The organism is Kroppenstedtia guangzhouensis, from assembly GCF_014637345.1.
GTDB lineage: Bacteria > Bacillota > Bacilli > Thermoactinomycetales > DSM-45169 > Kroppenstedtia > Kroppenstedtia guangzhouensis.
The window spans coordinates 391553-409492 of the sequence record NZ_BMEX01000002.1; the positions used below are offsets into that span (position 1 = coordinate 391553).

Sequence of the window (17940 nt, forward strand, 5' to 3'; positions counted from 1 at the left end):
CCTCCCAGACTGATTTACTGCATGATGCGCCGTACACTGTAGATATCGGGCACCCGTTTGATTTTGTCCACCACAGACTGCAGGTGATTGATGTTGCGGATGGAGATAGACATACTGATCCGGGCCATGCCCCCCCTGTCCGCCTTGCCGCTGACCGCAGACAGGGTGACCCTCATTTCGGCCACGGCTTGCAGAACTTCATTCAACAAGCCGTTTCGATCCAGCCCCGACACCTCTATATCCACCTGGTAGGACTGATCCTGTCCCCCTTCCCACTCCACAGGGATCATTCGGGCCTCTTCCACCCCTTCCAGGTTGGGACAGTCCGCCCGGTGCACCGACACCCCCCTTCCCTGAGTGACAAAACCTTTGATCTCATCTCCGGGAACCGGATGACAACACCGGGACAGACGCACCAGGAGATTGTCCACCCCTTTGACCCGAACCCCGCGATCCAGTTGTTTTCTTCGGGTGGGCATCGCTTTCACATCGGGAAGAACCGGAGGCATCTCCTCTTCGGGACGCATCCCTTCCGTCAACTTGTTCACCACCTGATGGGTGGAGATCCCTCCGTATCCGACGGCGGCATACATGTCGGTTTCATCGGGAAAATTGAAGTTATTGGCCACTTCCCGAACCCGATCGCCTCCCATGACAACAGAGGGATCATAATCCTGCTTTTTCAGCGCGGTCTCAATCATTTCCTGTCCTTTGACCACGCTCTCCTCTCTCCGCTCCTTCTTGAACCAGTTGCGGATTTTATTTCGTGCCTGGGAGGATTTGACCAGCTTCAACCAGTCCCGACTCGGACCGTAACTGTGTTTGGAAGTGAGAATCTCCACAATATCCCCTGTCTTCAAGCGATGATCCAAGGGAACAATTTTGTTGTTCACCTTGGCACCGATACAGCGGTTGCCCACCTCTGTATGGATTCGGTAAGCGAAGTCCAGGGGGACCGATCCCGAAGGCAACTCCAAAACATCCCCTTTGGGTGTGAAGACAAACACCGAATCGGAAAACCAGTCCACCTTCAGGTTTTCCACAAACTCCCGGGCATCATGGGTCTCTTGTTGCATCTCCAGAATTTCCCGGAAAAATTTCAACTTTTCATTGAAGGATCCTTCACTGACCTGGGCCCCTTCTTTGTACGCCCAGTGTGCGGCAATTCCGTATTCGGCAATCCGGTGCATCTCCCGGGTGCGGATCTGCACCTCGATCGGTTCACCTTTAGGGCCGATCACGGTAGTGTGAAGAGATTGGTACATATTGGCCTTGGGCATAGCGATGTAGTCTTTGAACCGCCCGGGCATCGGTTTCCAGATGGTGTGAATGATCCCCAGGACGGCATAGCAATCCCGGATCGAGTCCACGATTACTCGTACGGCCAACAGATCATAAATTTCATTGAACTGTTTGTGATCTTTCAACATCTTGCGGTAGATGCTGTAAATATGTTTCGGCCTCCCGAAGATGTCTGCAGACAGATTCATCCCATCCAAACGCTCACGGATCGTAGCAATCACTTCATCCAGAAACTTTTCCCGTTCCGCCCGTTTCTGCTTCATTAGATTGACAATCCGGTAATATTGCTGAGGGTTGAGATTCCTCAGGGAACTGTCTTCCAACTCCCATTTGATCGTTGAAATCCCCAGACGATGGGCTAACGGAGCAAATATTTCCAGGGTTTCTTTTGAAATTCGGCGCCGTTTTGCCTCAGGAAGATATTTTAAGGTTCGCATGTTGTGGAGGCGATCCGCCAATTTGATCAGGATCACCCGGATATCCTGGGCCATGGCCACAAACATTTTGCGGTGATTTTCCGCCTGGTGCTCAGCCGTGGATTTATATTTCATCCGTTGTTTCAACTTGGTCAGACCATCCACGATTTGAGCCACCGTCTCGCCGAATTCGGCCTCTATCGTTTCCAAAGTGGCCCCGGTGTCCTCCACTACATCATGGAGGATGGCGGAGATCAAAGTGGTAGCATCCATCTGAAGTTCCGCCAGGATCCCAGCAACTGCCACCGGGTGATGAATATATTCCTCACCAGATTTGCGGGTCTGACCCTTATGGGCTTCCGCGGCAAAGAGATAGGCTTTTTCCACCTGTTCCAAGTCTTCTTTTTTCAAATAATGACCCGCTCGATCCAGCAATTCCTCAATCGGCATATCCCACTCACCTAAAATCATGTAGTCAAATAATTTTTCCTTATATTATCTCCAATCCCCCTCGTGAAGTAAAGGAAAAAGGAAATATGAAAAAGCCCGGCGAAGCCGGGTAGCCTTGTTCCTCCTCGGAACCGAGACCGCAACGGGATCAACCGCGGCGACGGCGACGAAAACCGAAACCGCCTGTCTGATAACGAATATAAAGAAAGAGTGCTGAAAACAGGATGGCCAGAATCATGATTATGGTATATCGGGTCACTTCATCTTCTTCCGCCTTGTTCATCAAATACGGCGCCACAACCACTCCTCCATATGCCGTGATCTCAAAAGAGAACAGAAACATCTTCCAGACCCGGTAGAGATAAGCCCTCACTTGAATATCGCCAGGAGTGAACAACTCCTTAAAAAAGAGAATTACAACAAAGGCCATCCAAATCAAAAAGCCAACTACAACCAACGTGGCAAATGCGGCAACCAATTCGGTGAAAAAATCGCCGAACAAGAGGATTTCCCCCTTTTCTCGATGTCTTTTCCCAGATTAGCAAAAACAATTCCTGATCCAAAGGGGGACTCCAGCGAAAGAAAGGTCTTCAGCAACCGTCGCCCCCCTTCCCCTCACAGAAACTCAGTTCTTCCATTCATTCCATTTCTCTTCCCATTCTTTTCGCTTTTTCTTTAATTCATTTTCTATTTTTTCCTTTCTCTTTTCCCATTCCTTTTTCAGCTGATCCCCCAGCTTTCCTCTCTCTCGATCTTCCTCCTTCCCTTCATCCTTCTCTTTGCGCTCCTCTTCCGGCGGTGTCCGGTCAATTTTGGGAGGTGTCTTCCATTTGACCGAGGAAAGATCGAATTCCTTCACCGGACGGCCCCGAAGGGCACCGGTCATCAGCTCCCGAAAGACAGGGGCAGCAGTGCTCCCACTGGAGGTGGTCAGATAATGATTGGCATCGGTTTTGTCATAGCCGATCCAGACCGCTCCCACCAGTTCCGGGGTATAGCCGACAAACCAGTTATCCTTGGCTCCGTCCCGTCCGTCAGGTAGCTGGGTGGTACCTGTCTTCCCGGCAGTGGGACGACCCGGAATCTGTGCCTTCCGACCGGTTCCCTCTTGCACCACCCCCCGCAACATATAGGTGATCTGCTGAGCGACGACAGGTTGGGAGACGCGAACGGATTTCTTATACCATTTACCCAACACCTCTCCGTCCACCGTCTCCACCCGCCGAATCGCATGGGCATCCACCACAATGCCGTTGTTGGCAAAGGCGGAATACGCCTGAGCCATCTGAAGCGGGGAAACACCTTCCTGCAAACCTCCCAATGCCAGAGCCAACTGACGGTCATCGTCGGTCAAGGCGATCCCCGAGGTTTTGGCGTATCGGTATCCCTTGTCCACCCCGATTTGATCCAGCAACCAGACCGCCGGCACGTTGAGGGAATCGATCACCGCTTCATACATGGTGACCTCTCCCAAGTACTGTTGACTCTGATTTTTAGGCGCGTAATTACCAAAAGAGATCGGTCGGTCCACCAGTCGGGCATTAAGATCATATCCCTGGATGAGAGCGGGAGCATAAACCGAGATCGGTTTCATCGTCGATCCAGGCTGTCTCTTCAGCTGAGTGGCCCGGTTGAATCCCCGGAAAACATGTTCTCCACGTCCGCCCACCAAAGCCCGGATCCCTCCCGTCCTGGGATCCACCAGCACACTCCCGCTTTGTACCAAGGTATCTCCCTTCCCCTGGGGAAACAGATCATCCCGGGCGTACACCTTCTCTGCAGCCTGTTGCATCCGGGGGTCCAACTCTGTATAGATGCGCAAGCCCCCGGAGAGAACCTCTTTCTCCGTCAGGCCATAGCGATCGATCGCCTCCTGGATGATGGCATCCACATAAGAAGGATACCGTCCTTTGTAGTCATCAGATTCTTGTCCCTCTAAGACGATGTCTGTCTCTTTTGCTTTTTGAGCTGTCTTTTCATCGATAAACCCTTCCGTCACCATCTTGGAGAGGACGACATCCCGGCGAGTCATCGCCTTGTTAAAGTTTTTGAAAGGGGACAAGGCGGAGGGGGCTTGAATCATCCCGGCCAACAGGGCTGATTCCCCGACGGTCAGATCCTCAGGCTCCTTTCCAAAATAGGTCCGGGCCGCCTTTTTCAGTCCCCAGGCCCCTTCCCCGAAGTAAATGGTGTTGAGATACATTTCCATGATTTCATCTTTGGTATAACTGCGTTCAATCTTCTTGGCCAAGAGAACCTCTTTGATTTTCCGTTTGTAAGTGCGCTCATGGGTGAGGAATACATTTTTGGCCAATTGTTGAGTCAGAGTGCTCCCCCCCTGCACCGTATGTCCGGCCTTCAGGTTGGTGACAGCAGCTCGGAGGGAACCCCAATAGTCCACACCGGAATGGCTGTAAAACCGGTGATCCTCGATCGCCACCACAGCCTGAACCATATGGGTGGGGATCTCTTTCATCCCCACCGCCTCGGTTTTGGAGGCGGAGATTCTGCTGGCCACTTCCCCGTTTTGATCGATGATCACCGTCGGTTGGGGGGCTGCACGATCCAAGGCGCTCACATCCCGGGTTCCAACAAGAATGTTGAAAGTGATAATGAAGAGTAAGATCAGTGCAGTCAGGGTCCAGACCGTTTTTCGGACCCATGCTCTTCGCCACCAGGCGGCAACCACATCTTTTAAGGAATTTTTCCTTTTTGCCTTCATCTCAGACGACTCCTTCAAAAAAGGCCCCTCTCGGGCCGCTGTCGATCCGTATGAAATTTGCCGGTGAAGATGTTCCTATCATACCACAGAAGCCGCAGGGGAAGAGGAAAAGTTTACAACCCGGCTCCTCCCTCACAAATGTTGCGGAAATTGCAATAGTTGCATCGTCTTCCCGGGCGGAGCGGGAAATCCTCCATCTGTTCTCCCTGTTGCAATAAACGGGCGGAATCCCGGAGAGTCTCCTCCGCTCGTTTTATCCATTCACGATCCATCCGGTATTCCACACACCGGCCCGGTTTTAGGAAAAAGAGAATCGCTCGTCCAGCTTCGATTCCCCACTCTTCCCGAACAGCCAGGGCATAAAGCTGAAGTTGGGGCAGATACTCTTGAGCCACCTCTTCCACTCTTTCTTCCGAAATATCGTTGGTTTTATAGTCAACCAGCTCCCACACTCCATCCCGGGTGCAATGGATTCGATCCAGCACTCCTTCCACTTCCAGCCCGTTGGAACAGCGGATAAAGCGCCACTCGTTTTCCTTTCCGGCCAAACGCTCTTGCTCCAGATAGAAGCGGCTGTTCAGGTAGGATTCCATCAGCGGACGAATCTCTTCCAGGGCCCGAGGTTGCAATTTCGACGGTATCCGCCACTCCTCCAACAATTCCCGGCACCGGGCGATCCAACTTTTTTCCGCGGGAAACGGATGGACTTCCATCAGCCGATGTACAATCTGGCCTTTGATGCGGGGCTCCAGAACAGGAACTTCCGCCTCCCCCGGATTTTCCGGAAAAACGGGGTCCCCGTCCTCCATGGATGGCATCCCCACCACATGTTCAAAGTAGTACCGACGCGGACAATTGGTCAAAGTGACCAGGTCGGTCACACTCACTTCCAGCCGATCCCTGTCTGTAAATCCCCGGGGAATGAGCATCTCCTCCCCAATAAAGGATGTCCCCTTCGTCGGCGGCGGAGTCTGCCCCCCAGGGAGACCACCGGGGAGTGTGGAAGGTTTGATCCTCCCATCCAAGTCGCTGTCCCGGCATCTTTGAACAGCCACCTCGGAATTCCCGTCGGCAAAGTTCCAGATCCCCCGCTCCCAATCGATACGGCTGAAGCCCAGCACACCATCCATCCATTTCGACCAGGTGTTCGCCGACAGAATCTCCTCTCCTTTTTGAAGACCCTTGTGTTCCTCTGGAATCCCGCTCAAGATCAAACGCTGTTCCGCCCGGGTCGTCGCCACATAGAAAAGTCGAACCGATTCCTCCCGGGACAGTTCCCGCTCTCTGTCCATCACCAGCTGCCAGCGAAAGGGCTCCCTTTTTTCTCCGGTCTCATCCACCAGGCGGACCACCACTCCCGCCTCCCGGTCCAACTTGATGTCTGGGACATCGATGAGAGGTTTCCGCGCCAGATCTGGTACAAAGACGACCGGAAACTCCAGTCCTTTGGACTGATGAATACTCATCAGTCTGACACTGTTTTCTTCCTCGGCTTCCACCGGTGCTTCCGTTTCCCGGTCCTCCAATTCTGTCAGTCGATCCACCTTGTCCAGGATCGACTTCAATGAATTGGCATCCACATCCTTCCACTGTCGCAGAAGTTGCAAAAACTTCTCCAGGTTGGCCCGGGCCTGTTTCCCCCGGGGAGTCGACCAGATCACATGAATGTATCCACTTTGTTCCAGAAGGTCGGACAACAGATCAGCCACCGGAACCCGCCCTTTGAACTGCCGGAAACGCTCAAACTGATGCAGGAACTGCTTAAGTTTACGACTTTCCTCCGGGGAACAACCCTTCTCCACCCAATGTCCCCGGTTCTGGACCCACCCCTCCTCCCGGGCGAGGTGGAGGAGAGTCTCATCAGACACCCCGCAAAAGGGGGAACGAAGAACGCCCACCATAGCCAATGTGTCTTCCGGATCTTCCAAGATTCGCATGAAATTGAGAAGATCAAAGATCTCCTGTTGTGCGTAAAAACCGCTCCCTCCCACCACATGGCAAGGAACCCCTTCCCGAATCAGAACCTTCTCCATCTGTTTCACATGGGTCATGGCCTGAAACAGGATCGCCATCCCCCCGTAGGGAATCCCCTCTTCCGCCAATTCACTGATCCGTCGCGCGATCGCAGCAGCCTCCACAGCCCGCGGGTCCGCCTCGGCAGCATCCACCGCCAAGAACTCCACCCGGGGACCGTCACCACTGAGGCGGCCGGCCCGGGCAGGCTGATAGTGATTCGCTTCCCCCGGCACTCCCCGCATCAGCTTGCTGAAAAGCCCGTTGATAAATCCCACCAGAGCACCGTCAGACCGGAAATTGTCCACCAGGGCGACTTCCTTCCCCCCGGATTGGAGGATCTCATCCCGGGTTTGGCCGAATACTGTCACTTCGGCACCGCGAAAACGATAGATCGATTGTTTCGGGTCTCCGACAACGAAAAGTTTTCCCGGAATTCTCCCCCCGTCCGGTCCAGGACAGAGAAGATCGATCAGCTGTTTCTGCGCCTCATTGGTATCTTGAAATTCATCCACCATCAAATAGCGGATCTGAGAGCGCACCTCCCGACAAATCCGGGAATGTTTCCGCAGCAGGGTAACCGCCCGGAATTGCAGTTCGTCAAAATCCAGGCAATTCCGCTCTTCCTTTTTTCTCTTATACTTGGCATCCACCTGCTCCATCACCCGGATCACCCAGCGGAGAACCTCTTCTTCTTCCGGAGAGAAAGCGAGACTGCCGGCGGTTTGCAAGGCTTGTGACACCGCTTCTTTCATATGGTCCCGAGGGAGGATCACTTCCTCCTTCCGTCCCCAATTGCCTCCGAGCAAGCCCATGATTTCCTCCAAAAGGGAGAGCAATTCCGCCGGCGTCGTCTCTTCCGCCAGCCTCGCAGAGAGGTGGGGCCACTCCCTTTGGAAAGCTGTCGCCTTCTTCCCTCCCTTCACCCGCCGGAGAACATCTCCCGACTTCCGCACTGCCTCCAATATCCCTGGAAGTCCTCTCCGCAATTGATCCATCGTGTCGGAGAAATGATGAAGTGTCCGTTGAGACAAGGAGGCCGGATCCCAACCATTGCCCGCCATCTCCTGATAAGCGGAAGTAAAACGGGTTCGCAGTCCGTCAAGACCCCACAGAGCTGCCAGGGATCCGGGTGCATTCTTCTCCATCCCCTCCACAGCGGGAACGAGGATTTCTTCCACCGCATCCCGGAGCAAAAGCCCCGCCTCCTGTTCATTCAACACCCGGAAGGTGGGATCCACGTCGGCCTCCACCGGATGCTCACGCAACAAAGTCGTACAGAAAGAATGGATGGTGGAGACGCGGATGCGTTCCGCTGAAATCAGTAACCGATACCAGCAGCCCGCTCCTTCATCGTCACCCTGGGCACGGGCCGTCTCCATCCTCTCCCGGATCCCCTGGCGGATTCGCTTCTTCATCTCCGTCGCTGCCTTTTCGGTGAAGGTGATGGCGACAATCCGATCCACACACTCCGGCTCTGATCGATGGTGGTCGAGAATGGTGAGATACCGTTCCACCAAGACCCTCGTTTTCCCGGAACCGGCCCCGGCGGAAACGATACAATCCGTATCCAGGGAATGGACCGCTCGATATTGATCCGGTGTCAATGAAAGGGAGGTGCTCATGTCAGTTCCCTCCCCGCTTCACTTTTCCACACCAGCCGTTGTTCATCCACCCGGCAGACGGATCGGTGGGGACAATGGTCCGGACATGTTCCGCCAGCGGGATCTACGGCAAAATCCCCCTGTTCCAAAAGCTCCAGGCGTTTTGCCAACCCTGCGCGAATCCTCCCCAACACCTCTTCCCAGGCGCCTTCCTCCAGTACTCCTTTGACCCGGGACCCGATCCCTGCCCGGCGGGCCTCCTCTTTTCGCCAGATTCCCCGGTTGCGGTGATCCCCCGGTGACTTCCCCTTTCGGGTTCCAGGTGTGAAATATGCGGCTCCCACTGCCTTTGCGGGATCCATTCCGAAGGCTTCCTGAAGTACCCACAGATAGAGAGGAAGCTGGAGATGGATTCCCTGCAACACTTCCTTCAAACCGGGGGCAGAACCGGATTTGTAATCGTACACCATATAATATCCTTCCTCGTCCTGGTCCACCCGGTCCACCTTTCCCCGCAGGCGAAGGAACCGACCATTCCCCAGGGACAACTCCGCCGTCTCTTCCCTGCTGGAAGGGTCCATTTCCCGCCGATCGACCAAAGTCGAATTTTTGTCCATGCCGAAAGACAACTCCAGAAAACGGGGACGAATCTCCCCGTCGACATTCTTCCGCCACTCCAGATCATGGTCGAGGATCGATAGGAGCAACCGTTCCAGCCGTTTTCGCTCCACCCCCAACAATGCAGGTGGGCGGGTCTTCCCTTTTTCCCGGACAAATTCGGAGAAAACCGATTCCGTCACCGCGATCAGATGCTCCCGGGCACTCTCCGCACTGGATGACATCGGCGGCTGTTCACGATATCGGTCCCAAAACCGGCAAAGAATTCGGTGCATCAGGTTGCCCCTTTCCAGCGGCGACAAGGCTTCATCCTGCACATCCGGGGATTGTGCTCCCAAGATTCGCCCGGCAAAGTAATGAAAGCGGCAACGGGCCACCTCATTGAGCACCGAGGCACTCCAAACCCCATCCCGCAGTTTCACACCCAAGTCGGCGGGAAGGGAGGAAGAGGGAATCACTCCATCAAAGACGGTGAAACCTTCGCTCCCCCGTTTTCCTTCTGCCCGGACCCTTGCCGAGAAAGTGTCAAACCATGAGGGAGAATCCTCGCGTAGGCGATGTAAAACCCTCTCTGCCAAAACATCAGATTTCGACCCGCCGGCGGCCAAGGAAGCGACGGCTCTTTCCGCCCCCTGCAGGAGAAAAGTGCAATCTTCCCAAAGCAAGGGCAGACGATCTCCGATGCTCCTCTTCCGCTTCTGAACCCCCTCTTTTCCAAAAACCTGCAACAACTCTTGCAAATAGGGGGAGGCGAGTTGCCCCTTTCCCTCCGGTGAAGCCGATGAATAGGAGAAGACCAGCTTTTCCGTCGCCGCCACTGCACAGAAGAAGAAAGGAAGAAGTTGATGTTCTCTCAATTCCTCCGCCAAGGGAAGAGATAGTCCCTCTTCCCTCAGACGGAGCCGCTCCTGATCAGGAATGAGCCAATCCTCCCGGAAAAAGCGGGGCCATTTTCCTTCTGTGCACCCCAACACAAAAACTGCCCGATAACGGTCTCCCCGGATCCGGTTGGGTTCCAGCAGACGGATCCCCCCCCGGCGGGCAGGACGCTTTACCACCTTCTTCCCTCTGGCCGCCTGTTCCAGAACTGCGGCAAAGGTGGCCAGATTGCAACCTTCTTCCCCCAGACCGCCGCTCCTTGCAAACACGGCCGCCCACTCGTCTGCGATGGAACACAGGCTTTTCCACGCTTTCACCTCAACAGCCCAGAGCTCCATCCCTTCCGGATTCCCTATGACTTGCCTGGCCCGGGGTCGGGGATCCAAGGGGCGGATCCAATCGGTCATCCACTCCACCCATCCTCTCCAAGTCTGCTCTGTGGGGATCTCCTCCAACCATTGATAAAAACTTTGCAGACGGGCCAGGGATTCTTCCGTGCATCCGAAGTGTTCAGGATGGATTCCAGTGAGCCCTTGTCGGAGATCGACCCGATTTTGTGGGCGGCCTATCTGCCGCAAGATTTCCCGCCAAATCCGTCCCTCCCCTTCAACTCTGATCCAAGGCAGGCAGGGATGGTCCACCAGTTCAAGACGAAGCTCCTCTTTCCCCATTCGCAGAGCCAAAGCCGACCGGACCAGTCCCAAAAGAGGGTGTTGGCTCAAGGGAATCTCTTCCGGTCGGTCAAAGGGGATTCCCGCTTTTTTCAAGGAAGTAAACAGGAGCGGATGATATTCCTCCGGTCGGTTGGTTACCAGAGCTACATCGGAGAGGGCTGCCCCTGATTGGAGGAGCCACTGTTTCACTGCTGCCACCACCACTTCCACTTCGTGAGCCTCCCCCGGTGCGGACAACACTTCCACTGCTCCCTCTCCCTTCACCGTCTCGGGGGAAGGATGAAAGGCTTCCTCCTCCAGCTGGAGGAGCGCTCCTGTTTTACCTGTGTCCGGGGCGGGGGAAAATACTTTTCGGATGTGAAAGCCCCGTTGGGACAGACGATCGACCAAACGCCGCGTTTCAGAAAAAAGCCGGGAACGGCGGGCATCCCACCCCAGATGAAGGGAGACCGGAACTCCCGCACTGACCAATTGCACCAGGAGCTGCTCCTGGAGGTGGGAAAGATCTACAAAGTGTTCTGCCACCACCCGCTCCGGCAATTGGCACTCTCCTTTGCGCACCCGTTCCATGGCGATCAGGAAGGGCTCTTCATGATCCAGAAGACCGAATTCACGGAGCAATTCCTGATAGACTTCGTAGACCCGGGTCATCTCCCTGTACTTTTCCTCTGAAGCATCCCCCCATAACCGGCGAAGCCGGGGCGGGCGAACCCCCGCCCGTTTCAGCTCGCCGATGCTCACCTCCATCAGCTTCAGCCAGCCCGGACGTTCCGCCATCCGCCGGAAATAGCTGAACCCTCCCTCCTCAATGACACGGGATACTGCCTGTTGCACCAACAACTCCTGTTCCACCGGTGTCATGAGCCGGGCCGACTTCCCCGGCATCAATCCCATGACAAAGGAATCAAAGCTTTGCACAGTCACCTGCTTTTCCGGAATTTGATGCTTGTAGAACAGCCTCCGATAATCCCGTACCGTTGCGGAACCGGGTACCAAACAGACTGTCCCGCCCCGACCCAGAGGAAGATGGGTCAACCCCACTCCCCGGATCGCTCGGGAAACAGAATGCAAAACCACTTCACCGGCCATCTGTGTCACCTCCCCGTTCGCTAAACCTGATACATGGACTCGGGGTGTTGATTAGCCATATTTTGATTGGAGAGATCGTGTATGACCACGCTCCGATTGCACCCACAGGGCACCAGTCTCGCCGGGGTCGCTTCGCTCCTTTTCTCGCCATGGCAGCACACAACTTCCTTTCCACTTCCTATTTTCCGGTTAACCAACAGCCCTGACATGGATTTTCACTCCACCCGGATCCCCGCCGGTTCTGTTTGTGCCGCCGTTTTTTTGTGCCTTTCCATCACTGTGGTACAATAGGGATCATCCTGAGTGAGAGATATAAGGAATTTCCTGATCTCACTTCCACCTCTCAATTCCAGTATGGAGTGAAATGGCATGAAAGACATCGAAATCGATGCTGCTACCAAAGAACAAGGAATCCGTTGGATCGATGTCCGGTCCCCCGGGGAATTTGAGACCGCCACCATTCCCGGGGCGGTCAATGTGCCTTTGTTTGATAACGAAGAACGTGCCCGGATCGGGACCGTATATAAACAACAAGGAAAGAAAGAAGCCCTTCGGCTTGGAATGGAGATAGTCTCTCCAAAAATCCCCCGCCTGGTGGAATCGGTGCAGGAGCAGTCCCGGGGACGAACCCCTCTCTTATTTTGCTGGCGCGGAGGGATGCGCAGCCGGTCTATGGCTGTCTTTCTCGATTTGGTGGAGGTGCCTGCCCTTCGCCTGAAGGGCGGATATCGGGCTTACCGGGAATACGTGGTGCAACGCTTGTCCAACTATACCCTGAAGCCCCGCTTGATCGTTCTGCACGGGCTCACTGGTGTCGGAAAAACCGCCATCCTCCACCGTTTGCGGGAGTCGGGCCTGCCTGTGCTGGATTTGGAAGAATTGGCGGGGCACCGCGGCTCCGCCTTCGGTAGCCTGGGTGAAATTCGTCCACGTAATCAACGGATGTTTGACTCCCTTCTCCTCGAAGTGTTGGAAGCGCATCAGGAAGCGCCTTACCTCTTCATGGAGGCGGAAAGCAAGCGAATCGGCCGGGTTCATATGCCTGATTTTCTGGAAAGGGCAAAGGAAGTAGGAATCCCCGTTCTGGTGGAAGCTTCTATGGATACCCGGGTGCATCACATTCTGGACAGTTATTTGACTGATAGAGAGGATACGGAATCCTTCCGGCAAAACGTTTTGGGAGCTCTAGCCCGTATTGAAAGGCGGTTTTCTCCCGATATCCGCACACAGCTTTACGAGTGGGCGCGGCGGGAGGAGTACTCTCCCATGGTTCGAACCTTGCTCCGGGAACACTATGACCCCCGCTATCGGCACACCCAGGATCAATACGAGAAAAGCTTTGCCCTTCGCATCTGTTCCGACGATCTCGTCCGAGCGACTGAGAATCTAAAACTCTTTTATCAGCACCTACAACCGGCACAGACCCACAGTTAAGGGCTGGCCGGTTTCCCTTTTGGAAGGGTCTCCGACCGCCTCCTGTTCCTTTCGGGGATCGTCACTCAAGAAAGAGACTGAAGCACAAAGGGAATTTTCTCCTCCTCCAACAGTCTGCGTTCACGAATTTGACAGGTACACAGAATCACCTGGTGCTCTTCAGCCATCTCCCCGAGAATGCGAAGCGCTTCCCGGATCCGCTCCCCGTCAAAATGAACCAGGCTGTCATCGAGAATCACCGGAAGCGAGAGACTTCCATGTTCTGAAAAAAACCGAATCAAGGCCAGACGCATGGCAAAATACATCTGATCAACAGTACCACGGCTCAACCTCTCCATCGGTTGTCGTTCACCGGTTTCCGGAACAAAGACACTGAGACCGATCCCTTCGGCGGGGTCAATCAAAAGATCCCGGTAGCGACCTCCCGTCACCTTGCTGATCCAACGGGAAGCATGGGGGGCCAATCGGGGAGACAGATCTTCCCGGATCTCCCGGGTCGCTTCTTCCAACACTTCCTTCGCGGTCTCCAACACGGTTCGCTTCCGTTCCAACCGTTCCTTTTCCGCCCGGAACTCCGCCAGCTGTGTCTCTCGTTCTGCCAGGGAAGGAACTCCGGAGAGCAGGGTTTGGAGGCGCTCCTCCAAGCGAAGGACCTCAGCCTCTTTTTCCCGGTGCTTTCCACTGATCAACTCCAATTCCCGTTTTGACTCCTGAAGATCGTCGGCGAGCTTTGCCACACTCTCTTGCCCCTCGTTCCCCTTTTCCTCCAGTCGTTTCCGGACTTTTTCCAACTCCAGATCCCAGGCTTCCGCTTCTTTGCGTTCCGTTTCCTTTTTCAGAGCAGAACGGGCTGCCTCCAATCGATCATCCAGGCGACGAACATGCTCACTGGCTAACATCCATTCCGTCCACAGATTTGGATCGTCGCTTCCCAGCTTTTCTTTCCAACGGGCACGCTGTTGACTTCGGTATTCCATTTCCGGAATCAGACGGTGCAACTCCTTCTCCAGAGTGGTCGATTCCAATTTCAAGCTGTTCAAGTGATCCCGGGCTTTTTGTGCTTCTTCCCCGATCGCGATCCACCCATTCAGCCAGGATTGGAAATCAAAGGCTCCGAGGCGGTCACGGAAAACCGTCGCTCCTTCCTCCGCTTCCCGGCGAATCTCTTCGAGACGCTCCCGGTTTTCCCGGTCCTGTTGCCGTGCCTCTTCCCGTTCGCGGATCTTCTGGAACTGCTGATCCACCAACTGTCCCAACTTCACAGTGGAGTCTGCTCTCCAACGGTTCAGGAGAGCTTCCTGTTCCTGAATCACCATCGCCAGAGAGTGATGGACTTTATTGAGCTTTTCTTCTACTTTCGTCAAGCCCTCTCGCAGATGATCGGGATCGGAGAGGGATTCCCCTCCTGATTCCAGCTCCCGGCGCTCCCGACGAACCCTCTCCCGGTCGCGCTTGAGCTTCTCGTGGCGTTCTTCCCATTCTTGCCGAACTTGGCGATCCACCTGTCGCAGGCGCCAATACCGAACATAGGCAAAGATCGAAAAAAGCAGCCCTACAACGGAAAGTCCCGGGATCAAAAAGAGCATCAACAGGAAGAAAGCCAGTCCTGCCCCTGTCAGCCAAAGCCAACGAAAACTGGACCGGGCGGGTGGCACCTGGGCATCCACCACTTGGGTGAGAAATTTTTCCCGTTCAATCAGATCCAGTCTCATCCGCCAATTGCGACGATGATCCTCCAAAGCTTCCCGCTCTTTACGCAGCTTCTCTTCCCGTTCTTGGAGTTCAGTCAGCTTTTTGAAGTCCTTCTCCATCTGGATTCCCTTGACCCGGTCATCGATAGTTCCCTGGAAGTCCGGGGTCTTAAGATTCTCTTTCAATCGACAACCCTCTTCCAGATCGGAAAGTTGCTTTTGAAGCCATCGTTCATCGATACTGAGGAGTGAGGAATTCTTCTCCTCCCAGTCCTGAATCTCCTCCGCCAGGGACCGAAGGCGTTCTTCAATCCGGTCTGCCCGGTCTTCCGGTCGGTTATTTCCGTCGATCAAGCCTCGAATCTCTTCCACCTCTTCATCAGACAACAGATAAGGCGGTTTAACTCCTTCCCGCTCCCTTTCCAGCCGGGTCACTTGATCCGCCAATTCCGTCCAGCGCTCCTGAATATACTCCAGATGTTTCTTTTTTTCCAACAAAGCCTCCCGTTCTTTAGCCTGGTTGAGGGCTTCTTGCAAAGTTTTTACTCGGCGGGAAAGGTGTTCCTTTTTTTCGGACAGCTCCGCTCGCTCCGCTTTCATTCCGGCCAATCGGGCTTGGTCTTCCCTCACGCTTCGATAAGTCGCTCTCAATGCAGCCACTTCGGCTTCCAGTTCTGCACATTTGGCCAATATCATCCCATAGGGCTTGTTTTTGGCTGCAGTGGTTTTTCCGATCCCTTGAATCTCCTTTTCCAAGTGTTCCAGGGCGGGGCGGACATTCATTTCCTCTCCCTGATGGATCAGCTGTCGGATTTTGTCTACCACTTGATGATCCCCCGACAGAGGAACCGACCGGATCCAAGCCATCTGCTGAAACAAATTCCGGGACAGTCCCGTCAACCCTTCTATAAAATTCCGGTCTTTTCGTCTGTCCATGGAAAAATCACTGGAGAGATCCCTGCCGGTCCAAAGATCCACCAGCTGTTCCCGGTCCTCTTCCCATTGCAGAGTACGGATCAAGCGATACTCCCGCCCCCTGACGGAAAAATCCACTTCCCCTCCATAATCCTTTCCGTTCCAGGGCTGGTATGCTTCCAGCCAGTCTTCCCGGATCCGCCGGCCCACACCGTCCTTCTTGCCGCCGTACATAAGAGCCGTCAATCCCCGGATCAGAGTCGATTTACCTGATTCATTGGGTGCTTCAATCAGATTGAGGCCATCTTGAAACCGGAATTCTCGGTCCACCCAGCGACCAAATCCTCGGAAATATACACGTTTTAACTTCATGACCGACTCCCCTTCACCATGAGCGCATCCAGTCCTTTATACAGAGATTGACGCAGGAGATCGGCTTCCTCGGGATTCGCCCCATCGATCCGCTCTTCCATCTTGCGCACGAACAGACCTGCCAAACCATCCCTTTTCCGAATCTGATCCAAATCATAATCAGGGAAAGTTTCATCCTCAACCTCCACATAATGGAACCCCTCTTCCTCCAACCGGCTCAAAATCCACTCTCCCTGCAGAGAGAGATCGGCAGGCCGGCGCCCGCAAAGATAAATCCGGCGACATGCCTGCCGCTCCTCTCCCGGAGGGATTTTGTCAAGAATATGCCGGATCAACTGATCTTCCGTATCACATCCTTGCACATCCACCTGATCCACTTCATAGCGACGGGTTTGCACTGCAATGCGTTCCAGACTGAGCCCGTCCATTCCAAAGCTTCCCACTGTCACCGTCCGCTCTCCGGTCTCTTTCCAGCGCAGACTTTCCGGGGATCCGGGATAACAGATCCAGGTACCCCGATGATTGTCCAATCGATGAAGGGAGGGCTGATGTATATGGCCCAGGGCCACATAATCCAACTCCAGGGGGAGAAGGTCTTGATCGCACAAAGGGAAGTAGGGCGAATCTGCACGATAGGGCGAGTAGGTCCCGTGAACCAGCATGATCCTTCTCTCTCCCTTCTCCGGGAGAGGGGCGGCGGGAAAACGGCTCTCGGGTTCTTCATAATCCGCAAAGCCTTTCCCAAAAACCCGGAGGGAAAACTCATCGTATCCGAGCACTTCCCAATCCGAACCAAAGATGTGGACGTGGGAGGGCCAATCGAGGGTTTTGTAAAAGGAGTCCTCCCGCAATGGATCGTGGTTCCCTGGAGTGATCAATACACAGGTCTTTGGGATTTGACGAATTTGCTCAATCACCCACTGTGCTGTGGACCGGCTGGCGGTCTCATGTTCCAACAAATCACCGGCGATCAGTAAAAAATCGGCATTTCTCTTCTTCACCAATCCAATGATGGTCTCAAAAGTCCGTCTTTGTTCCTGCCGCCGCACCCATCCTTGGCCTTCTTTTCCCTTCCATCCTTGAAAGGGGAGGTCCAGATGGAGATCAGCGGTATGTACAAATGTGAATGATTTCATCTGAATCACCTTGACCCACTTGCCCACGGTGAGGCGTAGTATGTTCTGACATCGTTTTTCCCAAACTATCGTGGAATGAAAAAATACGAAATCAAAGGGGAAAGAACACATGATGCCATTTACACGATGGATAATCGCAGCTTGTTTCATCCCTTTTTTCCTTTGGCACCCTCTTCAAATGACTGAGGCCCATTTCCCCCTTCGTCCACCGGCAAAAATCTCCCAAGTGGAAGGCTACCGTGTCATTCATCAAAAGCAGATCCCTTTCCGGGTGAACCGGGGGATGCAGGAAGAGTTGGAACAAGTGCTGGCCGGAATCCATCAGATGGCCGGGATGCGGTCCTTCAACCTTCCGGACCAGTATGTATTATTTCGGTTTCCGAACCCTGTCGTTCTCACTTCCTCACCTCCCGGTCATCCAATCCGGGAGATGATTGTCACTCCCCCGACCCACCACTGGGATCAGCCGAGGTTATTATTGAAAAACCCGCAAAACCAGTGGGTGGAGTACAAAAGCGATCGAACGCTTCTGCCGTTGGCAAATCAATTTAAGGTACGGATCAAGCAGCGCAGTCATTGAAAAAAGGGCGGCCCCCTACGGGGCCGTCTGTTTGTCGGGAGACTG

General features: G+C 54.3%; 9 protein-coding genes. 2 read left to right on the forward strand and 7 right to left on the reverse strand.

What is annotated here, in order from left to right; genetic code table 11:
- Positions 1 to 14 precede the first annotated feature (14 nt).
- From IEV46_RS04320 to IEV46_RS04340, 5 genes are all read right to left on the reverse strand, one after another.
- Complete coding sequence (locus tag IEV46_RS04320; RefSeq protein ID WP_188430257.1) at positions 15 to 2168, reverse strand: RelA/SpoT family protein; 2154 nt, start codon at positions 2166 to 2168, stop codon at positions 15 to 17.
- Positions 2169 to 2316: 148 nt separating this feature from the next.
- Positions 2317 to 2670, reverse strand: coding sequence for a hypothetical protein (locus IEV46_RS04325; RefSeq protein WP_188430259.1), 354 nt, complete (start codon positions 2668 to 2670; stop codon positions 2317 to 2319).
- A gap of 123 nt (positions 2671 to 2793) precedes the next feature.
- Positions 2794 to 4890 carry a transglycosylase domain-containing protein gene (locus IEV46_RS04330; protein WP_188430261.1) on the reverse strand — a complete coding sequence of 699 codons (2097 nt, stop codon included), beginning with the start codon at positions 4888 to 4890 and terminating at the stop codon, positions 2794 to 2796.
- Between the two features lie 113 nt (positions 4891 to 5003).
- Positions 5004 to 8528, reverse strand: a complete 3525-nt coding sequence (locus tag IEV46_RS04335) for a UvrD-helicase domain-containing protein (RefSeq protein ID WP_188430263.1) — start codon at positions 8526 to 8528, stop codon at positions 5004 to 5006.
- Entirely contained in the window at positions 8525 to 11767 is a 3243-nt protein-coding gene (locus IEV46_RS04340; protein WP_188430265.1) for a PD-(D/E)XK nuclease family protein, read from the reverse strand. The genes IEV46_RS04335 and IEV46_RS04340 overlap by 4 nt, the downstream gene beginning before the upstream one ends.
- A 369-nt stretch (positions 11768 to 12136) precedes the next feature.
- Here IEV46_RS04340 and mnmH point away from each other — a divergent pair, with 369 nt between their 5' ends.
- Positions 12137 to 13201, forward strand: coding sequence for a tRNA 2-selenouridine(34) synthase MnmH (gene mnmH, locus IEV46_RS04345; RefSeq protein ID WP_188430267.1), 1065 nt, complete (start codon positions 12137 to 12139; stop codon positions 13199 to 13201).
- A 65-nt stretch (positions 13202 to 13266) separates the two neighbouring features.
- On the opposite strand, the gene IEV46_RS04350 is transcribed toward mnmH, so the two are convergent.
- Entirely contained in the window at positions 13267 to 16179 is a 2913-nt protein-coding gene (locus IEV46_RS04350) for an AAA family ATPase (RefSeq protein ID WP_188430270.1), read from the reverse strand.
- Positions 16176 to 17315: a metallophosphoesterase family protein gene (locus IEV46_RS04355; protein ID WP_188430272.1), complete on the reverse strand. Its 1140-nt coding sequence runs from the start codon at positions 17313 to 17315 to the stop codon at positions 16176 to 16178. Before IEV46_RS04355 ends, IEV46_RS04350 begins: the two co-directional genes overlap by 4 nt.
- Before the next feature lie 109 nt (positions 17316 to 17424).
- Here IEV46_RS04355 and IEV46_RS04360 point away from each other — a divergent pair, with 109 nt between their 5' ends.
- Positions 17425 to 17895 (forward strand): hypothetical protein, encoded by a 471-nt coding sequence (locus IEV46_RS04360; protein WP_188430274.1) that lies wholly within the window; start codon positions 17425 to 17427, stop codon positions 17893 to 17895.
- Positions 17896 to 17940: the final 45 nt, after the last annotated feature.